This is a genomic window from Cellulomonas wangleii, from assembly GCF_018388445.1.
Lineage (GTDB): Bacteria > Actinomycetota > Actinomycetes > Actinomycetales > Cellulomonadaceae > Cellulomonas > Cellulomonas wangleii.
In genome coordinates, this window is the sequence record NZ_CP074405.1 from 3,924,728 (window position 1) to 3,946,885 (window position 22,158).

A 22,158-nucleotide genomic window follows, 5' to 3' on the forward strand; every position below is an offset into this window, starting at 1 on the left:
CGCGGCGTCGTGCGCGTGGGCCGCCGCTGCCCTCACCAGGTCGAGGAGCCGGGCCCGTGGCGCGCCGCGAGCGCCCGGCCACCGAGGACCCCGCCGAGCACCCCGAGCAGCGCCCCGACGGCGGCGCCGAGCGCGGCCGTCAGGCCCGGCGACGGAGGGACGTCCCCCCGCCCGACGGCGATGCTCGCGGTCGTGCCGCCGTCCTCGAGCCCCCACGGGCGGACGTCCACGACGACACGGTCCCGGCGCCCGTGCACCACGCCGCCGTCACCGGGGTCCTCGACGGTCCACCCCTCGTCGCGCAGCGCGTCCGCGACGTCCCACGTCGTGACGACGCTCTCGGACACCGCGTCCCAGTGCAGGGACCCGCGGTCGAACGACGGGGCCCAGCGCCCGGAGATCCCGCGCCCGCCGACGTCCCGGAAGCCGTGGAGCGGCAGGTCGGCGGCTGCGGCGCGCAGCTCGTCGTCGCTCGGCTGCACGACGAACCAGTGCACCACCGCGCCACCGACCCCACCGACGCCCGCGAGCACCAGGGCGAGCAGCACGACGACCGCGCGCGCCCCGCGGCCCATCCAGGGGACGTCCCGCACGGTGTCGCGGCCAGCCCCGCCGTCGATCATGTCCACCCGGCACCTCCGTCGAGCTCGTCGTCACTGCCCCGCTGCACGTCGTCGCCGTCCTCGCTCCCTGGGCTCGCGACGCCCGGAACGCCGCACGCGGACGAGAACACGTGACGTGCTCGCACCGTAGGGATGGCGGACCAGGGTCGGGGCGGCACGGATGAAGTTCACACGCACGGCCCAGGGGCCCCGGTCGTGGCGCCCTCAGCGTCCGGTGGGAGATCGTCCTTGCCGTCCCGGACCCGCGGCGCACACGTCCCGGACCCGCGGTGGGACCTTCTGACCACCGCTGGACCTGTCGGACGGCGCACGGTGGTGGGATGTTTCGTCAGACCCCCCACCTGCGACCCCGCACCGCCCGCCACGACGCCGCGTCCGGCACGCTGACGGTCCGCTTCACGTCCGCCTCGGGGGGCGCCTGGGCCGACTACGAGTACCGCGACGTCCCCGTCCACGTCGCGAACCGGGTCACGACCGCAGGCGTCCGGCTGCGCACGGCGCTGCTCGAGCACGTCGTGGACCGCTACGCGGTGCGCCGCTGCGGGACCCCCCGGTGGGTCGAGCCGGCGACCAACGGCCCGGGCTGACACCTGCCCCCCGACCACGAGCGCGCCGCTCCGTGCGGCCGGTTCGCAGTGGCCCGGGGCGCGGCGCTGTGTCGAGCTCGACGAGCCATAGGACCTCGTCTGTCTCGAGGCGTGGATGCCCTTGCTCCCCTGCCGAAACCCGCCGGCGCAAGCGCTTGGTGCGGTCAGCTGATCGAGACCTGGTCCCAGACGAGCATGTCGACACTCGGCCACTGCGTCGGAGCCTCGTCGGTGAACCACGGATGCTCGACCCCGGAGAGCCGGCCGTCCTCCACCCAGACGTAGATGGTCCCCGTCGGCTCGCCCGACGCATCGACGACGCTGGGGTTCAAGGCGAGTGGGATGAACCCGTCCGACCACGGGACACGCGCTACCGGGTCCGGGACGGAGAAGTAGACCCACGTGCGCGCGTTCTCGGTGACCACCGCACGGGTGATCTGGCGCACCAGCACGTCCCGGTGCTCGCCCGAGCGCTCCGCAACGGCCACGAGGATCCTGCGGACGTCCTCCGGCAGACCCGCGGACGTCACGGCAGCGTCCGGGCCGCCCTCGTTCGATGTGGTGCCGTCCATCAGGTGCCCGTCCACGCTGGTCCGACTCCCGCCACGACGCGGTAGGCGCCTGGCTGTGCACAACGTAGCGCTCGGACGCGGGCGTCCGAGGCGCTTCGTCGACCCACCGGTCGTGCCTCGCGCAGGAGCGGCACCTGGAAAACGTGAAGGGTTGCTGCCGGGTCCCGGCAACAACCCTTCACGACCAGCTGGCCGACGCGGGGTCCGTCAGGCGAACGCCTCCGGCAGCGCCGCGCGGACCTTGGCCGGGGTGTCCTCCCAGCCCTCCACCGCGATGCACGGGACGCCGGTGGAGATGACCGGGTAGTCGTTGCCGCCCTCGTCGAGGCGGTCACCGAAGAACACGGCCTGCGTCGGCTCCAGGCCCAGGCGCGCGAGCAGCCGGTTCACGCCGTACGCCTTGTCGATGCCCTTGCGGGTGATGTCGACGGACGTCGAGCCGCCGGAGCGGACCTCGAGGTCGGGCAGCTGCTCGGCGACGGCCGCACGCAGCTTCTCCTTCTTCGCGCCGTCCGGGTCCCAGGCGGCCTTCGCGTCGACCGGGGCCTCCTGGCCGAGGGCCGAGAACGTCACCTGGCTGCCGCGCAGCTCGATGCGGTCACCCCAGGTGCTCTCCTCCCACAGCCCCAGCTCGCGCGCCGACTTCTCGACGGCGGCGGCGGCGCGGGCGGACTCGTCCTCGGTCAGCGGCTCGCTGTAGACCTCGGTCCACGCGGAGCCGTCGTGCACGAGGTAGCGCGTGCCGCAGGTCGGCAGCACGTGCAGCCGGGAGAGGGCCGCGGCGTCGTCGATCGACGACAGCAGCTGGGCGTCGAACTGCTCGAACCGGCCGCCGGAGATGATGCCGACCTGCGCGACGCGCGTGAGCGCGACGATCATGTCGACGATCTGCGGGTGCACCTTGCTCTTCGACGGCGCGAGGGTGTCGTCCAGGTCGAAGAGCGCGAGCTCGTAGGTCATCGGTCCTCCGTGTGCGGGCGTCGCCCACCGACGTGGGCCTGCGCGGGCGGCCACCGCGGGATGACGCGTGGGCGGCCGGGATCGGCGGGGCCCGGTGACCCCGCAACCGGAACACGGTACCCGGTGGGCCGTGGGACCTGGCCGGGAATGCGCGCGACCGCACGGTTCGTCCTGGCCTACCGTCGGCCCATGACGCTGCGGCAGGGCACGATCGTGACGATGGGCGGCGGGGGCTTCTCGATGCCCGACGTCGCCGACGCCGGCTCGCTCGACGAGCACCTCCTCGCCCTCGCCCGCGGCGACACCCCCCGCGTGTGCTTCGTCGGCACCGCCGGCGGCGACGCGGCCGCGTACGTCGAGCGGTTCCTCGCCGCCTTCGAGGGCCGCGCCCGCACCTCGGTGCTGGCGCTGTTCGGCAACGGCCCCGAGGGGTCGATCCCGCTGAACCGCCTCGACGACGTGCTCGACCAGGACGTCGTGTACGTCGGCGGCGGGTCCACCGCCAACCTGCTGGCGGTGTGGCGGCTGCACGGCCTGCCGGACCTGCTCGCGCAGGCCGCGAGCCGCGGCACCGTCCTGGCAGGCATCTCGGCCGGCATGAACTGCTGGTTCGAGGCGTCGAGCACGGACTCGTTCGGACCCTACGCACCGCTGCGCGACGGCCTCGGCCTGCTGCCGGGGTCCGCGTGCCCGCACTACCGCGGGGAGCCGGGGCGGCGGGAGTCGTACCTCGACTGGGTCGCCTCGGGTCGCCTGCCGGACGGGTACGCCGCCGACGACGGCGTCGCGCTGGTGTGGCGCGACGGCGTCCTCGTGGAGGCCGTCACCGAGCGCGCGGGAGCACAGGCGGTCGGCGTCCGGCGCACGGCGCGGGGTGTCACCGAGGAGCCGCTGCCCACCCGGGTGCTCGGGGCCTGACGCGCTCGGCCCGGCGGCACGCCGTACCGGGAGCCAGGCGTCACCGGGACGGACGAGGTGGCAACCGCCGACGACGCGTCACCCGCCGCGCCGGCCCTCCGACCCCTGCCGGCGCCGCGTCAGTCCGCCGCGAGACGCAGGTCGAACTCGACGAACCCGTCGTCCTCGACCGTCACGAAGCCGAGGCTCGGCGCCTGCACGCCGTAGTCCGCGAACGTGATCGGCACCGACCCCACGACCTGCACGACGTCGCCCGACGCCGCGAGGTCGGCGTCCACCGTGACCTCGCGCGTGACGTCGCGGATCGTCAGGTCACCCGTGAGCTGCGCACTCGTCGCGTCCTGCGGCAGCTCGACCGGCTCGGTCAGCGTGAAGGTCGCCGTGGGATAGCGCACCACCTGGATCGCCTGGTCCCGGAAGTAGCCGTCACGCGGGGGCTGGTCCGTGGCGATGCTCGCCATGTCGACCACGACCTCGGCAGCGGTGAGCGCGCCGTCCGCGACGGTGAGCGTGCCGGTCACCTGGTCGGTGCGCCCGGTCACGGTGACGTCCTGGCCGCGCAGCACCTCCTCGAGGCGGTACCCGGCGAAGGAGCCGTCCGTGACGGTCCACGTGCCGTCCGTCGCCGTGACGGGTGCGCCCTGCACCTGCGCCTCGAGGGTCGGGGCGGCGTCGGCGCGGTCGTTGGCCCAGTCGGCGTACAGCCCGGGCCCGACGACGGCGGCCACGATCCCCAGCACCACCACGCCGGCACCGATCCCGACCCACGTCCTGGTCCGCTGCTGCATCGTCCTGTCCTTCCTCGCCGGGCCGCGACGTGCCCTCACGGGGACGACGGTACGTCGCCCGGGGCCGTCCCCCCGTGCACGGGGCGCTGCATCAGCACCACCGCGAACCCCGGGCGGTCGGTGACGCCGACCGGCTCGAACCCCCAGGACCGGTACACGTCGTCCAGGTGCGGGTTCGACGCGCGGTGGTCGAGCCGCAGCCACGTCGCGCCGGCAGCGCGCGCACGCTCGCCCACCCACTCGACGAGCGCCCGCCCGAGCCCGGTCCCCGCCGCCCGCCGGGCGACCATGAGCCCGTGGACGTAGAGGGCGGGCGCGTCGTCGTCGCCCCAGTACTCGGGGTCCGTGGCGACGACGCGCACGACGCCCCGCAGCCCGTCGTCGTCGCGGACCACCCACCACTGCCCGTCGGCCACCTGCGCCGCGATGCGCTCGGCCGGCACGGACCCGACGGGCCACTGGTCGATGCCGCGGGTGGCCATCCAGTCCTCGAGGGAGCGCCGCAGCGCGTGGATCGCCGTCGCGTCGGCGGCGGTGGCCTGCTGGGGGTGGACGTCCACGGCACCCGACGGTAGTGCGTGGGGCCGGCCCCGCGTGCGCACGAGCGACGCGACCGGCCGGGGCGCTTGATACTTCTGCCCGCCACGGCCGCACCGGGAACAGCATCAGTCGCCATGTGCGCCGGTGGGCGGCCATCGCGAGCGGAGCTCGCCCCTACGGTTCGGGCCAGCCTTCGGAGTCCGAGGCCAGGTGACCACCCAGGGACTCCGCGAGCCGGCGCAGACCGTCCTCGATGCGGGACCAGGTGGCGGCGGTGCCGCCACCGGCCGGTTCGACGGACAGGGCGCGCAACGCACCGTCGGTCGCGATGGTCTCGACCATGGCGGTCCCGTCGACGGCGAACAGCTGGGTCCCGTCCTCCAGGAGCTCCTGGGGTGTCACGGGCCGGCCGTCCTCGTGCGTGAGGTCGAGCTCGGTCAGGACCGCAGCGACCGTGTCGACGGACAGGGGCGCGAAGTGCCGCGGGTCGTCCAGGCCCGCAGCCGGTCCCACGGCCAGCAGCAGCTCGACCCCGACGTCGTCGAACGGCTCCGCGGGCGCCGGGGCGGGTGCGTCGAACAACACCGCCAGCGGGCTCGACGTCACGATCGCCGGCGGCGTCCGGCCGGCGTAGGCCAGGTAGGGCACGAGCACCGACGGCTGCGGGTCCTGGTCGCGTCGCCACGACAAGGGAAGGTCCTCGGTGATGTTCTTGCGTAGCGCCAGCGGGTCCCGACCGGCATGGAGCTCGCCCTTCTCGTACCGACGGGCCATGCCGCCCGGAAGGTAGACCACGTGGATCGGTGTGCCGTCGCTGAGCCGGAGGACCGGCTCCTGGTGCTGCGCCATGCGGATGCGGCCCTTCTGCAGCCACAGGTCCCACCGCGACTGAGGGTCGATCCGCCTGACCACCAGTTCGATGTAGTGCGTCAGCCCTTCGCACATGAGGGCGCGACGGCGCGCGAGATCGACGTACTCGGGGAGTGCGTGCGCAACGATTCGCGGCTCGTCCGTGGGCGGCACGTCGGTAGGGACGTCGGGGTAGCCAGCCATGGCGAGCGTGGTGAACCACTCCCACATCGGGACCAGGCTCTCCAGACTCGCATCCATCTGGTCCACAGGGCCGTCGGTGTCCCGCATCAGCTCGGCCAGCAGGCACAGCCGGTAGGGCGCGCGCGCCTCGATGTGCCGCACGACGTCCCAGGCCTGTTCCCTGGTCAGGTCCACGTACAAGAACTTCCCCCACACCTTCGCATTGACGTGAACACGTACGACGTGCCGCCCCCCTGATGTCGCCGGTACTTCTGCCCGCCACGGCCGCATACGCCTGAATGCGAGACACCAGGAAACCGTCGTGGTCTCGTCCCCGACGCAATTCCCAGGGCGCTGCACCCACCTGGCTTCGCCCTGAGATCGGCAGATGGAACAGCATCAGTCGCAATGTACGCCGGTGGGCGACCATCGCGACCGGAGCTCGGCCCTACGGTTCGGGCCAGCCTTCGGAGTCCGAGGCCAGGTGACCACCCAGGGACTCCGCGAGCCGGCGCAGACCGTCCTCGATGCGGGACCAGGTCGCGGCGGTGCCGCCACCGGCCGGTTCGACCGACAGTGCACGCAACGCACCGCCGGTCGCGATGGTCTCGACCATGGCGGTCCCGTCGGCCGCGAACAACTGGGTCCCGTCCTCCAGGAGCTCCCGGGCCTTCACGGGCCGGCCGTCCTCGTGCGTGACGTCGAGCGCGGTCAGGACCGCAGCGACCGTGTCGACGGACAGGGGCGCGAAGTGCCGCGGGTCGTCCAGGCCCGCAGCCGGTCCCACGGCCAGCAGCAGCTCGACCCCGACGTCGTCGAACGGCTCCGCGGGCGCCGGGGCGGGTGCGTCGAACAACACCGCCAGCGGGCTCGACGTCACGATCGCCGGCGGCGTCCGGCCGGCGTAGGCCAGGTAGGGCACGAGCACCGACGGCTGCGGGTCCTGGTGGCGACGCCGCCAGGACGAGGGGAGGTGAGACGCAAGCTCATCGCGCAGCGCCCGCGGATCCCGGGCGGTGCCACCCTTGTCATTCACGGCGACCCGCGCCATGTCCGTCACAAGGTACGTCGCGTGAATCGGTGTGCCGTTGGCGAGTCGGATGACCGGCTCCTGGTGCTGCGCCATTCGGATGCGGCCCTTCTGCAGCCACAGGTCCCACCGCGACTCAGGGTCGATCCGCCTCACCACCAGCTCGACATAGTGCATCAGCCCTTCGCTCAACAGGGCGGCGCGACGCTGCAGATCAGCGGTGCCCGGCGCCGCGTGCGCGACGATGAGCGGCTCGTACGTCGACGGCACGTCGCTCGGCACGCCGGGGTATCCGGCCACCGCGATCGTGGTGAACCACTCCCACATCGGGACCAGGCTCTCCAGACTCGCGTCCATCTGGTCCACAGGGCCGTCGGTGTCCCGCATCAGCTCGGCCAGCAGGCACAGCCGGTAAGGCGCGCGCGCCTCGATGTGCCGCACGACGTCCCACGCCTGTTCCCTGGTCAGGTCCACGTACAAGAGATCTCCTCCGTCATGCGGTCATGTGAATATCGAAGGGGATGTTGTGGCGATTCAGCGCCTCGAGCACCTCGTGGGAAAGCCCCATCTGCCCGGTGGTGCCTCTCATGAAGAAGTGACAGACAACTCCGCCGATATCATTCCCTTCTCGGCGAAGTCGTACGGCCACCCCTCCGGAGGCTCGGTCGGCTCCTCGAGGCACGCGTACACCTCGAAGGACGGATCCGTCCGGGCGGCGACCCGCACACCGCTGTCGGTGAACGCCTCCTCGCTCAACCCGAGGGACGGCGCAGGGACATCTGCGTGGAACTCTGCAGGTTGCTCGGCCGGAAGGGCAGCCGCCGGGGGTGCGACGCTCCACCCCATGGCGAGCAGCGCAGCGATCGCCGTCGCCCCAGAGGTCCTGCGCGACAGCCATGTCGTCGGTCGGTCGCTCTGCACGGTCGCCCCCAGCATCCACACGTCGGAACTCGGTGGACACTTCCCCATCCCGCTCATGCTGCACAGCCCGGGAGCGTGAGGTGCACCCGTTTGCAGCAGCCTCGATCTGGGCGTGGTCGCGGCTACCACGAGCCCGTGGGCGAGCCAGACGAGCCACAGAGCACCACGACCCGGCTGCCTGACGCGTGCCGCGCGCAGTTCACGCTGACGAACGCTCAGCGACGTGGCGATACGGATCCCCATCCGTGTCGGACCGCGCTCACCGAGGACGCTGAACCCACTCGCGACCGGTCCGAGCTCCCTCGGACGATCCGGGCACGTCGTGGTTCGGCCGACCGCCCCGTCAGCGCAGGTGCTCCGCGAGGAACGCGTCGACCAGCGCGTGGTACGCGTCCGGCTGGTCGCGGCGCACACAGTGGCCGGCGCCGGGGACGACGACGGTCCGCACGAGCGGGTTGTCGAATCCGTCGGGCCGCGGCGCCATCGTGGCCTCCTCCGGCAGGACGAGCAGCGTCGGCACACGCAGGGCGCCGAACGCCTCCTCCCACGCCGCGTCGCCCAGGAACAGCCCGGCACGCAGGTACTCCTGGTCGACGTCCGCGCGGGTGGCCGCCCAGGCCTCGATCTCGGTGTCGCTCCACGGCGTCTCGCGGCGCATGCGGGCGATCTCGGCACCGCGGTCGTCGATGACGACCTGCGTCTGGCCGAGCAGCATCGCCGAGAACTGCGGCTCCGGTGCCCGCGCGCCCGTCGGGCGGGCCGGGTCCTCGACGACGAGCGCGCGGACCTTCTCGGGGCGCACGAGCGCCGCCCGCAGGGCCGTCACGCCGCCGAGCGAGTGCCCGACGAGCGCGACCGGCCCGGGCAGCGCGTCGAGCAACGCGACGACGTCCACGACCAGCACCTCCGGCGCGTACGCCATCTGCGCGGGCGTGAACCGCGGCGACGTGCCGTGCCCGCGCAGGTCGGGTGCGTGGACGTCGTACCGGTCGCCCCAGTGCGTCAGCAGGTCCGGCCACGTGGTGCCCGAGTCGGTGACGCCGTGCAGCAGCACGACCGTCGGGGCGTCGGGGTCACCGGAGCGGTGGTCCGTCAGCCCGTCGGTCGGCACGGCCTCGGCCGGCAGCTCGGTGATCGCGCCCGGTGTCCCGGGCGGCGCCCAGCTCGTCCACGTCGTCCCGTTCACGCCCAGCCCCTGCCCGCTCACGCGCCCAGCTCCAGCCGGACGGTGGTGTACGAGCGCGCCGGCAGGTCGACCTCGAGCCCGCGGGGGTGGCGCCGGACACCGTCGTGCGCGACGGGCGCGACGGCGTCCGGCTGCTCGGGCGTGTTGTGCGCCTGGATCGACGGCGCGGTCAGCACGCGGGCCGAGAACTCCACGACCTCACGGCCGCGCAGGTCCAGCACGAGAGTCGTCGGGGTGTCGGCGTCGAGGTTCGACAGGGAGATCAGCGCCGTGTCGTCCGTGGTGGACGCGGACATCGACAGCAGCGGCAGCGCCTTGCCCTCGACGTCCCGCGTGGGCACCTCGCCCTTGACGTTCACCGCGAGCGCGGACGCGTCGTGGTGGCCGGTGTTCATCTCGAACACGTGGTAGCTGGGCGTGAGGACCAGCGCACCGGTCGTCGGGTCCGTGAGGATCATCGCCTGCAGCACGTTGACCGTCTGCGCGATGTTCGCCATGGAGATGCGGTGCGCGTAGCGGTGGAACGTGTCGAAGTGCAGGCTCGCGACCAACGCGTCGCGCAGGGTGTTCTGCTGGTACAGGAACCCCGGGTTGGTGCCCTCCTCGACGTTCCACCACGTGCCCCACTCGTCCACGACGAGGCCGATGCGGTGCTCCGGGTCGTACGCGTCCATGACGTTGGAGTGCCCGCGGACGAGCTCCTCGATCTTGTGGGCGCGGCGCATGGTGACGTACCAGTCGTCGGTGTCGAAGGCCGTCGCGTGGCCCTTGTCGCTCCAGTCGCCGGACATCGTGTAGTAGTGCATCGAGACGCCCTGGAAGAACCCGCGCGGGTCGCAGCCGCAGCCCAGCTTCTGCGAGACCTTCATGAGGGTCTCGGTCCACGCGTAGTCGTCGGCGTTGGCGCCGGCGGCGATCTTGTAGACGCTGTTGCCGCCGTGGTTGCGCACGTAGGTGGCGTACTGGCGGGCCAGGTCGGCGTAGTGCTGCGCGGTCATGTTGCCGCCGCAGCCCCACGGCTCGTTGCCGATGCCGAAGAACGGCAGCGCCCACGGCTCGTCGCGGCCGTTGGCCCGGCGCAGGGCCGCCATCGGGGAGTCGTCGGCCCGCGTGAGGTACTCGACCCACTCGCTCATCTCGCGGACCGTGCCGGAGCCGACGTTGCCGTTGACGTAGGGCTCGGCGCCGAGCATCTCGCACAGGTCCATGAACTCGTGGGTGCCGAAGGAGTTGTCCTCGACGACGTCGCCCCAGTGGGAGTTGACCATGCGGGGTCGCTCGTCGCGCGGGCCGATGCCGTCGCGCCAGTGGTAGTCGTCGGCGAAGCAGCCGCCGGGCCAGCGCAGGTTGGGGATGCGCAGCGCGCGCAGCGCCTCGACGACGTCGGTGCGGATGCCTCGGACGTTCGGGATGTCGGAGTCCTCACCGACCCAGAAGCCGCCGTAGATGCAGCGTCCCAGGTGCTCGGCGAAGTGCCCGTAGACGTGGCGGCTGATCGTCGGCCCGGGTAGGTCGAGGTCGATGACGGCAGTCAGGGAAGACACGAAGGTCCCTTCGAGGTCGGTGCCGGGCGTCGGCTCTGACGCACCGGGAGTCGCGTGGCCGGCGTGCGCACAGACCTCCGGACGGGCGACGGGGTCCGGCTGCCGGGGCGGAGGGAGCCTCGTCGTCGAGTCCTCGGGTTTATCGTTACACGCGGCGCAACCCGACCTTCGGGTACACGATCACAAAAGTCAAGCGCATCGGGTCCCGCGCGACGGCCCACACTCCGTAGGGTGGCGACATGCCCACACTGAAGGACGTCGCCAAGGCGTCCGGTGTCTCCGTGATGACGGTGTCGAACGTGGTGAACGGCCGCCCGCGCGTCAGCGAGGCCACCCGCCGCCGCGTCCTGGCGGCGGTCGACGAGCTGGGCTACCAGGTGAACCTGACGGCCCGCAGCCTGCGGGCCGGCCGCAGCGGCACCATCGCGCTGTCCATCCCCCGCGCCGACCACCCCTACTTCGCCGAGCTCGCGGCCGCCGTGACCGACGCCCTGCGGCCCGCCGGCCGGCACCTGGTGATCGAGCAGACCGGAGCCAGCCGCGAGGGGGAGCTGAGCGCGCTCTCACAGGCGCGGCTGCAGATGTACGACGGGGTCCTGCTGTCCGTCGTCGGCATGCACGACGACGAGGTGGCCCGCCTGCAGAGCGACATGCCCCTCGTGCTGCTCGGCGAGAAGCGGATGCCCGACCACCTCGACCAGGTGATGCTCGGCAACTTCGACGGCGCCCACCTGGCCACGGCGCACCTCATCGCCCGCGGTGCGCGGCACATCGCCATCGCCGGCGGCACGCGCGACCCGGCCGAGACCGGCATGGTCGGCATGCGCACGGCCGGGTGGCGCGCCGCGCACGTCGAGGCCGGGCTCGTCCCCGACGAGCGCCTCGTCCTGCCGCCCCTGCACTTCGAGATGTCCGAGAGCCGCGAGCAGATCCGCACCGCCGTGGCCGAGGGCCTGCCGATCGACGGCGTCTTCGCCGTCACCGACCAGGTGGCGATCGGCGTCATGGCCGGGCTGCACGACTGCGGCCTGCGCATCCCCGACGACGTGCAGGTGGTCGGCTTCGACAACCTCGCCGTCAGTGCGCACCTCACGCCGGGCCTCACGACGGTGGACCCCCGCACGGACCTGGTGGTCGAGGAGTCGCTGCGCCTGCTCGACCGGCGCCTGTCCGGTGACGACGTCCAGGTCGAGCACCTGGTCATGCCGGTGCGGCTCGTGGTGCGCGGCACCACGCGCTGAGCCCGGCCGGTGCTGCCTGCCCCGGCCGGGCTCTGCGCGGACCGACCTGTCAGGCGCGGGCGGCGGCCATGTGGCGGGCGCCGCGCAGGCCGAACACGACCGCCGGTCCGATCGTCGACCCGGGCCCGGGGTACGTGCGGCCCATGACCGAGGCCGAGCAGTTGCCCGCGGCGTACAGGCCCTCGATGATGCTGCCGTCCGCGCGCAGGGCGCGGGCGTGGGCGTCGGTCAGCACGCCACCCTTGGTGCCCAGGTCGCCGACCACGACGCGGTACGCCACGAAGGGGCCCTTCTCGATCGGGCCGAGGTTCGGGTTGGGGTGCACCAGCGGGTCGCCGTAGTACCGGTCGTACGCGGAGTTGCCGCGCCCGAACTCGCCGTCGACGCCGGTGCGCGCGAACCCGTTGAACCGCTCGATCGTCGCGCGGAACGTCTCGGGGTCCACGCCCATCGCGTCGGCCAGGCCCGCGAGCGTGGGCGCCTTGACCGTGATGCCGGCTTGCGCCCACGCCTTCTTCTGGCGGGGGTCCATCGCGAACATGCGCAGGTAGCGCCGGCCGTGGCGGGCGTCGAAGACGAGCCAGTAGGCGCCGTCCTTGTCGTGCTCGAGCATGTGGTGCCCGAGGTCGACGTAGGACTCGGACTCGTTGGCGAACCGCGCGCCCTTCGCGTCGACCATCAGCGAGAACGGCATGGACCGCTCGCCGACGATGAACGAGGCGGGCTCACCGTCGACCGTCGCGATGGAGGCCCCCCACCACGCGTCGTCCATGAGGTCGAGCGCCGCGCCGGCACGGGCCGCGACCTCGATCGGGTGCCCGACGTTGCCGGGGTTGCCCGACGGCGCACCGTCGATCCCGTGGTGCTTGCGCCGCCACTCGACGTTGGCCTCGAAGCCGCCCGAGGCCAGCATGACGCCGCGGGTGGCGCGGATGCGCTCCGTGCGGCCGTCGCGGGTCACGGTGATCCCGGTGACCCGGCCGTCGTCGACGATCAGGTCGTCCATGGGCGTCTCGAGCCACATCGGCGCCCGCCCGTCGATCACGACGGCCTTGCAGAAGGCGGTCGCGAGCGCGTTGCCGATGCCGACGAGCCGCTTGCCGGTGACGACGCCGCCGAGGGCACGGAACACGAGCTGCGCGCCGCGGACGAACCCGCTGGGGGTGGACCAGGCGCGACCGAGCAGCCACACGTCGTCGGTCTTGGCGGGCAGCGGCACCGCCGAGCGCAGCGAGCCCCACCACGGCCCGAGCTTGCGGGAGTCGTGCGGCTCGATCTCGATGGCGCGCCCGATCTTGCCGCCCGGCCGCTCGGGGTAGTAGTCGGGGTAGTCGGCCGCGCGGGCGAACACCATGCCGTGCTTCTCGGCGGTGACGACGAAGTCCTCGACGCCGTCGACGAACGCCTCCTTGCGGGCGCGGTCGGTGGCCGGGCCGGCGTCGCCGACGGTGGCCTCGAGGTAGGTCAGCGCCTCCTCGCGGGAGTCGCCGACGCGGTCGCGGCGCATCAGCGGGTTGTCGGGCATCCACATCCCGCCGCCCGACATCGCCGTGCTGCCGCCCCACTTGTCGGTGCTCTCGACCAGCAGGACGCTCAGTCCCTCGTCGATCGCGCCCATCGCGGTGGCGAAGCCGGCGGCGCCGGTGCCCACCACGACGACGTCGTAGGTGTGGTCATAGGTCTGTTCGCGGTCGGACACGTGCCCTCGCTCCTGTAAACCGGACAACGTTGTCCGGATGGTTGAATGCCACTATGCCCAGAACCACGGGGCGCGTCAATCGAGGCCCCGCGGCCGCCGCGGGCAACCGGCGCGCGATCCTCGCCGCCGCCCGCCGCCTCTTCGCCGAACGCGGCTACCACGTGCCGCTCAGCGCGATCGCGCAGGAGGCCGGCACGGGCCAGGGCGTGCTCTACCGGCACTTCCCCACCCGCCTCGACCTCGCCCGCGCGGTCTTCGAGACGCACTTCGAGGAGCTGACGGCCATCGCCCAGGACGAGGCGCCCGACGCGTTCGTCCGCCTGTGGTCACGCCTGCTCGACCTGGTGGTCGAGGAGTCGGCGTTCGTCGAGATGGTCGTCGACGCTCGGCGCTCGATGCCCGACTACGACGGCGGCCACCAGCTGCGCCTGCTGGTCGAGGCGACCCTGTCGCGCGCGCAGCGGGCCGGGCTCGTCCCCGCGACCACCACCACCGCGGACGTCCTGCTGGCAGTGCGGATGGCCTACGGGATCGTCGCCACCAGCGAGGGCGGCGAGGACCTGCGCGCACTGGTGGACGGCGTGCTGCCGATCACCCCCGCCTGAGCGACGACGGTCGCCCCGCGGTCAGGCGCAGTAGTCGCAGACGCCGGTCGAGGGCAGCGTCATCGAGCACGTCGGGCAGACCGGGGCGACGCGCTCCGGCTCCGACGCCCGGCGCGGCTTGGCGGGGGCGGGGGCCGTGGTCGTCCGGCGGGCGCGGGGTGCGGCGGCCGCCCGGACCGCACGCGCGGTCGACGCACCGGCGGGCTCGGTCACCTCGAAGCCCCGCTTGCGCAGGATCGCACCGGCCACCGGCAGGCTGCCGGCCAGGTCGTCCGACGTGGCCAGACGGCCCGTCGCGTAGCGGTGGGCGACGCCGACCACGGCCGGCAGGTCGTACACGCGGCCCTCGTGCTGGATCGTCCACGCGGGGTTCGGGGCGAACCCGTAGACCGCGAGGAAGTCCTCGGCCCCCCGGCGGTCGTACTCCTCGATCGCCTGGAGGACGTGCTGACGCGCAAGGGAGGAGAAGGTGGCCACGGCACGAGCCTACGTCGCGCGCGGTCGGGCACGGCCGGGACGGGCACCGCCGTGACCTTGACACCGGTCGGCCGCGGTCCGACGTTGGGTGGGTGACCGCCTGCCGCCACCCGGTGTTCGCGCGCGTCTACGCCCGCGCGTCGCCGACGCTCGACGCCCAGGGGGTCGCCGCGCACCGGCGCCGGATCCTGGCGGGGCTGCACGGGCAGGTCGTCGAGGTGGGGGCGGGCGACGGCGCGAGCTTCCCGCACTACCCCGACACCGTCACCTCGGTCGTCGCCGTGGAGCCCGAGCCGTACCTGCGGGGGCGGGCCGAGCGACGGGTCACGGACGCCTCCGTCCCGGTGCGGGTGCTCGACGCGGTCGCCGAGCTGCTGCCGTTCGCGGACGCGTCGGCGGACGTGGTGGTCGCCTCGCTCGTGCTCTGCTCGGTCGGGGACCCGCCCGCAGCGCTGCGCGAGGCGTTCCGGGTGCTGCGACCGGGTGGCGAGCTGCGGTTCTACGAGCACGTGGCCGCGCAGACCCCGACGCTGCGGCGCGTGCAGCGCGTCGTGGACGCCACGCTGTGGCCGCTGTTCAGCGGCGGCTGCCACACCGGCCGCGACACGGTCGCCGCGATCACGGCGGCCGGGTTCGTCATCCACGACCTCGAGCGGTTCATGTTCCCGCCCGGTCGCACGCAGCCCGCGTCGCCGCACGTGCTGGGACGGGCCACCCGCCCGGCAGTCCCGGCCCCCGTGGGGTCCGGGCACCGGGGCGACTAGCTGTCCTGCCGGCCGCCGGTCGACCTGCGGTTCACCACCGTCTTCAACCTGCTCGGCACGAGCGTCGTCGTCGGCCTGCTGCCCGCGAGCGAGGCGGACTGCGTGCGCCTGCTGGCGGCCCGCGCACTGCTCGACGAGATCGTCCCGTCCGGCCCCTTCACACCCCACGTCACGCTCGCGTACTACCGCCCGGCCGCCGCCTCGCCGGTGGACCCGCGGCACCTCGCGCGGACGCTGGACCGCCTCACGGAGCGTGTCGCCGGGCGGCTGGTCACCCTCGCGCCGGAACGGCTGCGGTCCACGCACTTCTCGACCATGGCGACCTACTGGGACGTCGGCCCCGCCTGACGCGGCCCTCGCTGCTCACGGGCGCCGGACGCCCTGTCCGGCGCCCGCCGACGGCGGACACGGGCTCGGGCCGGGCAGCAGGCCGAACCGATCCTGATGTGAGCCACGTCACACAGGAAGTCGCCCCACACCCCTGCTGCGCGGGATGGGATGTGCCTGCACGCGGGCGCCCGCCCGCCCGGGACCAGGCGGTGGCCATGCCCCAGATCGACACGGACGCACTGCTCGGTGCCTGGAGGGGCGCGGCCGACACGATGGACGAGTTCGACGTGCTCCGTGGGCTCGTCGAGAGCCAGGCGCGACTCAGCCCCGAGGACGACACCCGGGCGGCGCGGGCACGGGCGGCGCTGTTCGACGGCGACCCGGTCGCCGCCCTCGACATCCTCGGTGACGTCGGTGAGATCGACCTGGACACCGCCAGCGTCAGCTGGGCCGACGTCGTCGCGGTCGGGGCACGGGCCGCCCAGGGCGATGCGGACGCGCTGGGCGCCCTGCACCGGCTCGGCCAGGGGCTCCAGGGGTCCGTCGCCGTCGCGCACGGCTACCTCCTCGCCCGCGTGGCCGAGCTCGCCGGCGAGCACGAGGTCGCGGACGCCACCTGGCACCTGCTCAAGGAGATCGCCCCGGGGACCACGCTGCTGACCCGGCGCGTGCTGGTCGTCGACACCCTCGCGCGGTCCACCACCGACGCCGACGCGGCGACGCGACGCGTCGGGGCCACCGCCCGCACCCTCGTCGAGCTGGTTCCCGCACCCGAGGACGGGCCGCGGCACGTCGTCGAGGTGGTCCGCGCCCTGGAGGAGCGCGGCGACCCGGCGGGGGCCCGTCTCGTGCTCGAGGCGATCGTCGCCATGCGCCCCACCGCCACGGAGGTCGTCGCCCTGCGTGACGCCCGGGCGACGCCCGAGCAGTGGTGGCGCGAGCGGCTCCCGGGGCTGGTCGCTACCGGCGTCGCCGCCGTGCTGGTCACGGTGGGCATCCTCGCGTCCTGGCCGGTGTGGGTGCCGGCGCTCGCGGCCGTCGTCAGCCTGGTCGTGTGGAAGCGCTGGCGCCTGCCGCACACCCCGGGCCTGTCGGCGACGGACGCGCGGGTCCTGGCCTACATCCGCGGGTGGCTCCCGGACGCGGCGGAGGACATCGGCGCAGGCCGGCGTCGCGTCGGGCTGGCGATCACCGGCGCCGCGGTCGGGTTCGTCGCCGGCGCCCTGGTCATGGGGGTCGTCACCGAAGGGCTGCTGGCCGACCTGTACGCCACGCACGCCCGCGAGGTGGACGCCGTCGCCTGGGCGCTCGTGCTGCTCGCGGCCTTCCTCGGCGGCGTCGGGGCGCAGCGGCTGCTGCGCCGCCCGCTGGCGACCGCGACGCAGCAGCTCGTCGAGCGGCAGCGCGCGGCGGTCGAGGAGGAGTGCAGCCGGTGCACGTGCCTGCGCACCGTCGGCATCCGCGGCCGCGGTGCGGACGTCTACCTCACCCGGCACCTCACGGGTGCGGCCAAGGACGTCGCCGCCCTCGCCCCGCAGATCCCGGGCGCGACGGTCAGCGTCCACCAGTGCCCGATGTCGCGGACCCCGTGGCTCGCGGTACGTCGGCCCGGGTACGAGACGCTCGTGCTGCGTGGGGTGCTCGCCCACGTGGAGGAGGAGGCCACCCCGCAGGCCACGACGGGCGGCTACCTCTGACCCGGGGCCGGGGTGAGCGGCGGGTCCCAGCTCCCCGCTGACCAGCCGATCAGGCCCGACCGGGCCCCCCGCCGGCGCCCGCGTCGTCCGCACGCGGCCGCGGCGACGCCGAGCCGGCGACACCTCCGAGCAGCCGCCCCGGTCGTCACCCCCTGGCCCTCGTGCGCCCGCCGCGCGCCGCGAGCACGACGCCGCCGGCGAGGACGCCGACGGCACCCAGCACGACGGCGACGACAGCCCCGGCCAGACCGTTGCCGGTGCCGACGCCGCCGGCGGCCTGGGAGGCGTGGGCGCCGCCGACGGCGACCGCGAGGACCCCCGTGGCGACGGCGGCGGACGCACGGGCTCCCGCGCCGGGTGCCGCCCGTCGCCACCGCGAGACGGCGAGCGTGGCCGCGGCGACGGCGGCGAGGCCGAGCACGGCCGCGACGGTGGGTACGAGACGGCCGGTGCCGACCTCGTAGCCGAGGAGCTGGGTGGTGAGCATGGCGTGTCCTCTCGGTGCGGTGCGGACCGCCGGCCGGTCGGCCGGCGGTGGTGCTGCGGGGAGGATGCGCGGGGTCGTGGTGCGAGGTCCGGCTCAGACGCGTCCGGCGGCGGACCGGTCGGCGGCACGGTGGGCGCCGGTGCGCAGCAGCCGTACCCCGGCCACCGCGATCCACCCGAGCCAGAGCACCCAGCCGGCGAGACCCGCGAGCGCGAGGGGCTGCGCTCCCCCGACGCCGTAGGGCGCGGCCGTGGCGGACGCGAGCAGGAGGGCGGCACCCGTGAGCCCGAGCGCGGCGTGCGCCCGTGGCGAGGGCCGGGCGAGGGAGAACCCGAGCAGCGCCGTCGCGAGGAAGACCTGGTTGAAGCCGAACACCGCGCGGTGCAGCCCCCACAGGCCCGCGAGCGCGCCCGGCTCGCCGCCCGTCCCGTCGAGCGCGGCGGCCGCGACGGCGAGCCGGGCCGCCTCGGCGACGGCGAAGGTCGCGCACTGGGCGAGCACCCCGCCGAGCCCGACGAGCGCCCACGTGCGCCGCGCCGGCGAGTGCCACGACTCGACGGCGAGCCCGGCGGCGAAGACGGTCGCGAGCAGCCAGGCTGCGGGCATGAGCGCGGAGGCGAGCCGCAGCGCGTCGACGCCGTCGGCGTGGGCGCGGCCGAGCTCAGGCAGCGTCGAGGTGTCGGTCGGCAGCGGCAGGCCGGCCGAGGTGAGGACGAGGTTCGCGACGACGAGGAGGAGGACGAAGCCGAGGCCCGCCGCGCCGCTCGCCCGACCGGTGGCTGTCATGACGCCTCCCGAACGTTGATATATTCGATATAAGCACGTTCAACCCGGGAGGACAAGATGTCCGACGACCGCAGCCCGCGTCGCTACGAGTCGCTGCTGCGCACCGCGCAGGCCGACGAGACACGCACGCGCATCGCGCAGGCCGCCCGGCAGGCGTTCGTCGCACGCGGCTGGGCAGGGACGACGGTGCGGGACGTCGCCGCGGCGGCCGGGGTGTCGGTGCCGACGGTGTACGCCGTGTACGGGAACAAGAAGGGCCTCGCGACGGCGCTCATGGACGCCGCGGACCTGGCCGCGGACCCGGCGCAGGTCGCGGCCGACCTCGGTGCCGCCGACGGCGACCACGCCCGCCAGCTCGAGATCTCGGTGGCGTTCGACCGTCGGCTGTACGAGCGCTCGGGTGACCTGCTGCGTGCGCTGCGCGAGGCCCCCGAGCCCGAGCTGGCCGAGCTCGCCCGCGAGGGAGCCCGCCGCGGGGACCACGCGCGGCTCACGGCGTTCACGTCGTGGCCCGCGGGCACGCTGCGCGAGGGCCTCGACCCGCAGCGGGCCGTGGACCGCTACGCCGCCGTGTGCACGCTCGAGGCGTGGACGGACCTCACCGCCCACCGCGGCTGGACGCCGGACGAGGTCGAGCGGTGGTGGGCGGGCGTCGTCGTCCACGAGCTGCTCGACGACCCGGGCACGGCCGGACCCACCTGACCCGCGCCCCGCGGGTGCAGCAGTGCGTCGCGCCACGGCCATGACGCCCGGCGCGGCTATCGTCGGGCCTCCGACCTGCTGCGACACCACCGGAGGTGCGCTCGATGACGAGCCCCGACGCCCCGCACGTCGTCGTCGTGGGCTCCGGGTTCGGCGGCTCGGTCGCGGCGCTGCGCCTGTCGGAGAAGGGCTACCGGGTCACCGTGCTGGAGGCCGGCCGTCGGTTCACCCCCGACACCCTGCCGCGCACCTCGTGGGACGTCCGCCGGTTCCTGTGGGCACCGCGGCTGGGGTGCCGCGGCATCCAGCGCATCCACGTGCTGCCGGACGTCGTGCTGCTGGCCGGGGCCGGGGTGGGCGGCGGGTCCCTGGTCTACGCCAACACGCTCTACCGCCCGGAGTCCGACGACTTCTACCGCGACCCGCAGTGGGCGGCCCTCACGGACTGGCGCGACGAGCTGGCCCCCCACTACGACCAGGCGCAGCGGATGCTCGGGGTGGTGCAGAACCCCACGCTCACGCCCGCCGACGAGGTGGTCCGCGCGGCCGCGCGCGAGCTCGGCGTCGCCGGGACGTTCCGGCTCGCGCCGGTCGGCGTCGTGTTCGGCGAGCCCGGCGCACCGGTGCCGGACCCGTTCTTCGGAGGCGCCGGCCCCGGGCGTCGCGGCTGCCTGGAGTGCGGGCAGTGCATGACGGGCTGCCGGCACGGGGCCAAGAACACCCTCGAGACGAACTACCTGTGGCTCGCCGAGCGCGCGGGCGCGCGCATCGTCCCGGACACGACCGTCGTCTCCCTCGTCCCGCACGACGACGGCCGCTGGGACGTCGTCACCGTCCCCACCGGGCGGCGGCGCCCCCGCACCACCCTGGCCGCGGACCAGGTCGTCCTCGCCGCCGGGGCCTGGGGCACCCAGGAGCTGCTGCACCGCCTCAAGGCCGACGGGACGCTGCCGCACCTGTCCGACCGGCTCGGGCACCTGACGCGCACCAACTCCGAGGCGCTCGGCGGCGCCGCCCGCCGGCCCGGTGCCCGCGGGCCGCGCGTCAACAGCGGCGTGGCCATCACGTCCTCGGTGTGGCTCGACGAGCGCACGCACATCGAGCCGGTCCGGTACGGGCGCGGGTCCAACCTCATGGGCCTGCTCGGCACGGTCCTCACCGACGGCGGCGGGCGCGTACCGCGCTGGGTGCGCTGGATCGGGCAGGTCGTGCGGCACCCGGGGCACGCGGTGTCCGTGCTCAGCGGCCTGCGGACGTGGTCGGACCGCTCGGTCATCGGCCTCGTCATGCAGACCGGCGGCGCCTCGCTCACCGTGCGCCCGCGCCGCACGTGGACGGGCCGGTGGCGGCTGACGTCGACCCGCGGCGACGGGGAGCCGAACCCGACGTGGCTGCCGCAGGCCAACGCCGCCTACCGGGCGATGGCCCGGCACCTCGACGGCATCCCCATGAGCACGCTCGGGGAGGTCGCCGACGTCCCCATGACGGCGCACTTCCTCGGCGGCTGCGCGATCGGCTCGGACGCCTCCACGGGTGTCGTCGACGCGTACCACCGGGTGTTCGGGTACCCGGGCCTGCACGTCGTGGACGGGTCGGCGGTCTCCGCGAACCTCGGGGTCAACCCGTCGCTGACGATCACCGCGCAGGCCGAGCGGGCGTGCGCGACGTGGCCGAACGCCGGGGAGCCGGACCCGCGGCCCGCCCTCGGCGAGCCGTACCGGCGGGTGGCTCGCGTCGCACCCGTGCGCCCCGCCGTCCCGGCGCACGCCGCGGCCGCGCTGCCGCTGACGGTCGTGCGGCACCGTGCGCCCACGGACGACGCCACGCCGACGGACCCGGCACCGCCCCGAGGGGTCGCGTACCCCTCGTGAGGCTCGCCGGGGCACAGGTGCACCGCTCGACCGGCGCACCCGTGCGGCGGCACCGTCAGACCGCGGTGAAGTGCACCGTCTCGCCACCGCTGCCGACGTACTGGTTCTCGACCCGCCACGTCCCGCCGGTCAGCGCGTCGTCCGGGACGACGAACGGCACGCTCCCCTGGGCGGACTCCCCCGTCGCCAGCTCGGGCGTCACCGACAGGTCGCCCGGCACCAGCGCCATGCTGGGCTCGAACGTGCGACCGTCCGCCGCGACGAACGTGATGCCGAGGTCGAGCCACGCGTGCGCCGGCTCGGCGCCCGTCCCGACGTACGTGGCACTGACCGGCAGGAGGACGTACGAGGACCCCGCCGGGGCGGGCTCGTTCCCCTCGAAGTAGCCGGTGACGACGTCGCCCGCGGCGAAGTCGGCCGGCGAGAGCGCCACCTGGTAGACGGGAGCCCCCTGCGCGCCGAGCGGCACCGTGTCGACGCCGGGCGTCGCCGGGTTGTCCGGGCTCCCCAGCGGCGCGACGACCGGCTCGGGCTCGGCGGTCGGCTCCGCGGGCGTCGGTGACGCCGACGCGGTGGCGGCGGCGGGCGTCGGCTCCGCCGCGTCCCGCTCCGACGTGCCACAGGCACCGAGCAGCATCGCGACGCAGAGCACGGCTGCGGCGGCGGTCGGGGTCGTGCGCATGGCTCTCCTCGGGTCGGGGCGACAGGGCGGGACGGGACGGACAACCCGGACATCCTGGCGGACGCGACCGGTCGACGGCACGGGCGTCGGACCCGTGAGACGGCAGCGCGCCGGCG

General features: G+C 74.3%; 24 protein-coding genes. 9 read left to right on the forward strand and 15 right to left on the reverse strand.

Annotation, left to right across the window (positions count from 1 at the left end):
- Window positions 1-32: 32 nt before the first annotated feature.
- Entirely contained in the window at window positions 33-629 is a 597-nt protein-coding gene (locus KG103_RS17955) for a hypothetical protein (protein ID WP_207339828.1), read from the reverse strand.
- Between the two features lie 314 nt (window positions 630-943).
- Here KG103_RS17955 and KG103_RS17960 point away from each other — a divergent pair, with 314 nt between their 5' ends.
- Window positions 944-1,210, forward strand: a complete 267-nt coding sequence (locus tag KG103_RS17960) for a hypothetical protein (RefSeq protein WP_207339829.1) — start codon at window positions 944-946, stop codon at window positions 1,208-1,210.
- A 164-nt stretch (window positions 1,211-1,374) separates the two neighbouring features.
- Here the strand turns inward: KG103_RS17960 and KG103_RS17965 are convergent, their stop codons facing one another.
- On the reverse strand, window positions 1,375-1,782 hold the full coding sequence (locus KG103_RS17965; protein ID WP_207339830.1) for a hypothetical protein: 408 nt from the start codon (window positions 1,780-1,782) through the stop codon (window positions 1,375-1,377).
- A gap of 207 nt (window positions 1,783-1,989) precedes the next feature.
- A complete protein-coding gene (locus tag KG103_RS17970) occupies window positions 1,990-2,742 on the reverse strand; it encodes an HAD-IIB family hydrolase (protein ID WP_089797468.1) in 753 nt (250 codons plus the stop codon).
- A gap of 189 nt (window positions 2,743-2,931) precedes the next feature.
- Here KG103_RS17970 and KG103_RS17975 point away from each other — a divergent pair, with 189 nt between their 5' ends.
- Window positions 2,932-3,660: a Type 1 glutamine amidotransferase-like domain-containing protein gene (locus tag KG103_RS17975; protein ID WP_207339831.1), complete on the forward strand. Its 729-nt coding sequence runs from the start codon at window positions 2,932-2,934 to the stop codon at window positions 3,658-3,660.
- A gap of 119 nt (window positions 3,661-3,779) precedes the next feature.
- On the opposite strand, the gene KG103_RS17980 is transcribed toward KG103_RS17975, so the two are convergent.
- From KG103_RS17980 to KG103_RS18010, 7 genes are all read right to left on the reverse strand, one after another.
- A complete protein-coding gene (locus tag KG103_RS17980; protein ID WP_207339832.1) occupies window positions 3,780-4,448 on the reverse strand; it encodes a YceI family protein in 669 nt (222 codons plus the stop codon).
- A gap of 35 nt (window positions 4,449-4,483) precedes the next feature.
- The gene (locus KG103_RS17985; RefSeq protein ID WP_207339833.1) at window positions 4,484-5,008 is read right to left on the reverse strand and encodes a GNAT family N-acetyltransferase; all 525 of its coding nucleotides are present in this window, start codon (window positions 5,006-5,008) and stop codon (window positions 4,484-4,486) included.
- Between the two features lie 154 nt (window positions 5,009-5,162).
- Window positions 5,163-6,215 (reverse strand): hypothetical protein, encoded by a 1,053-nt coding sequence (locus KG103_RS17990; RefSeq protein WP_213319952.1) that lies wholly within the window; start codon window positions 6,213-6,215, stop codon window positions 5,163-5,165.
- Between the two features lie 253 nt (window positions 6,216-6,468).
- On the reverse strand, window positions 6,469-7,530 hold the full coding sequence (locus tag KG103_RS17995) for a hypothetical protein (protein ID WP_207339937.1): 1,062 nt from the start codon (window positions 7,528-7,530) through the stop codon (window positions 6,469-6,471).
- 105 nt (window positions 7,531-7,635) lie between these two features.
- A complete protein-coding gene (locus tag KG103_RS18000; protein WP_207339938.1) occupies window positions 7,636-8,028 on the reverse strand; it encodes a hypothetical protein in 393 nt (130 codons plus the stop codon).
- A gap of 286 nt (window positions 8,029-8,314) precedes the next feature.
- Window positions 8,315-9,178 carry an alpha/beta fold hydrolase gene (locus KG103_RS18005; RefSeq protein ID WP_207339939.1) on the reverse strand — a complete coding sequence of 288 codons (864 nt, stop codon included), beginning with the start codon at window positions 9,176-9,178 and terminating at the stop codon, window positions 8,315-8,317.
- Window positions 9,175-10,701, reverse strand: a complete 1,527-nt coding sequence (locus KG103_RS18010) for an alpha-N-arabinofuranosidase (protein ID WP_207339940.1) — start codon at window positions 10,699-10,701, stop codon at window positions 9,175-9,177. Before KG103_RS18010 ends, KG103_RS18005 begins: the two co-directional genes overlap by 4 nt.
- 239 nt (window positions 10,702-10,940) lie before the next feature.
- On the opposite strand from KG103_RS18010, the gene KG103_RS18015 reads away from it, so the two are divergent.
- Window positions 10,941-11,942: a LacI family DNA-binding transcriptional regulator gene (locus tag KG103_RS18015; protein WP_207339941.1), complete on the forward strand. Its 1,002-nt coding sequence runs from the start codon at window positions 10,941-10,943 to the stop codon at window positions 11,940-11,942.
- Window positions 11,943-11,991: 49 nt separating this feature from the next.
- Here KG103_RS18015 and KG103_RS18020 read toward each other — a convergent pair whose 3' ends face one another.
- On the reverse strand, window positions 11,992-13,641 hold the full coding sequence (locus KG103_RS18020) for an FAD-binding protein (RefSeq protein ID WP_207339942.1): 1,650 nt from the start codon (window positions 13,639-13,641) through the stop codon (window positions 11,992-11,994).
- A gap of 53 nt (window positions 13,642-13,694) precedes the next feature.
- On the opposite strand from KG103_RS18020, the gene KG103_RS18025 reads away from it, so the two are divergent.
- The gene (locus tag KG103_RS18025; protein WP_207339943.1) at window positions 13,695-14,246 is read left to right on the forward strand and encodes a TetR/AcrR family transcriptional regulator; all 552 of its coding nucleotides are present in this window, start codon (window positions 13,695-13,697) and stop codon (window positions 14,244-14,246) included.
- A 21-nt stretch (window positions 14,247-14,267) separates the two neighbouring features.
- On the opposite strand, the gene KG103_RS18030 is transcribed toward KG103_RS18025, so the two are convergent.
- Entirely contained in the window at window positions 14,268-14,723 is a 456-nt protein-coding gene (locus KG103_RS18030) for a hypothetical protein (RefSeq protein WP_207339944.1), read from the reverse strand.
- A 92-nt stretch (window positions 14,724-14,815) separates the two neighbouring features.
- Between KG103_RS18030 and KG103_RS18035 the strand changes: the two genes are divergently transcribed.
- From KG103_RS18035 to KG103_RS18045, 3 genes are all read left to right on the forward strand, one after another.
- The gene (locus KG103_RS18035) at window positions 14,816-15,487 is read left to right on the forward strand and encodes a class I SAM-dependent methyltransferase (RefSeq protein WP_207339945.1); all 672 of its coding nucleotides are present in this window, start codon (window positions 14,816-14,818) and stop codon (window positions 15,485-15,487) included.
- Between the two features lie 102 nt (window positions 15,488-15,589).
- Window positions 15,590-15,835, forward strand: coding sequence for a hypothetical protein (locus tag KG103_RS18040; RefSeq protein WP_207339946.1), 246 nt, complete (start codon window positions 15,590-15,592; stop codon window positions 15,833-15,835).
- Window positions 15,836-16,032: 197 nt separating this feature from the next.
- The gene (locus tag KG103_RS18045; protein WP_207339947.1) at window positions 16,033-17,514 is read left to right on the forward strand and encodes a hypothetical protein; all 1,482 of its coding nucleotides are present in this window, start codon (window positions 16,033-16,035) and stop codon (window positions 17,512-17,514) included.
- A 145-nt stretch (window positions 17,515-17,659) separates the two neighbouring features.
- Here the strand turns inward: KG103_RS18045 and KG103_RS18050 are convergent, their stop codons facing one another.
- Window positions 17,660-18,001 (reverse strand): DUF6223 family protein, encoded by a 342-nt coding sequence (locus KG103_RS18050; protein ID WP_207339948.1) that lies wholly within the window; start codon window positions 17,999-18,001, stop codon window positions 17,660-17,662.
- Window positions 18,002-18,094: 93 nt separating this feature from the next.
- Window positions 18,095-18,787 carry a hypothetical protein gene (locus KG103_RS18055; RefSeq protein WP_207339949.1) on the reverse strand — a complete coding sequence of 231 codons (693 nt, stop codon included), beginning with the start codon at window positions 18,785-18,787 and terminating at the stop codon, window positions 18,095-18,097.
- A gap of 57 nt (window positions 18,788-18,844) precedes the next feature.
- Between KG103_RS18055 and KG103_RS18060 the strand changes: the two genes are divergently transcribed.
- Together KG103_RS18060 and KG103_RS18065 are read left to right on the forward strand one after the other, a co-directional pair.
- Window positions 18,845-19,489: a TetR/AcrR family transcriptional regulator gene (locus KG103_RS18060; RefSeq protein WP_207339950.1), complete on the forward strand. Its 645-nt coding sequence runs from the start codon at window positions 18,845-18,847 to the stop codon at window positions 19,487-19,489.
- A 104-nt stretch (window positions 19,490-19,593) separates the two neighbouring features.
- Window positions 19,594-21,360 carry an FAD-dependent oxidoreductase gene (locus KG103_RS18065; RefSeq protein WP_207339951.1) on the forward strand — a complete coding sequence of 589 codons (1,767 nt, stop codon included), beginning with the start codon at window positions 19,594-19,596 and terminating at the stop codon, window positions 21,358-21,360.
- A 55-nt stretch (window positions 21,361-21,415) separates the two neighbouring features.
- On the opposite strand, the gene KG103_RS18070 is transcribed toward KG103_RS18065, so the two are convergent.
- On the reverse strand, window positions 21,416-22,042 hold the full coding sequence (locus KG103_RS18070; protein WP_207339952.1) for a hypothetical protein: 627 nt from the start codon (window positions 22,040-22,042) through the stop codon (window positions 21,416-21,418).
- Between the last annotated feature and the right edge of the window lie 116 nt (window positions 22,043-22,158).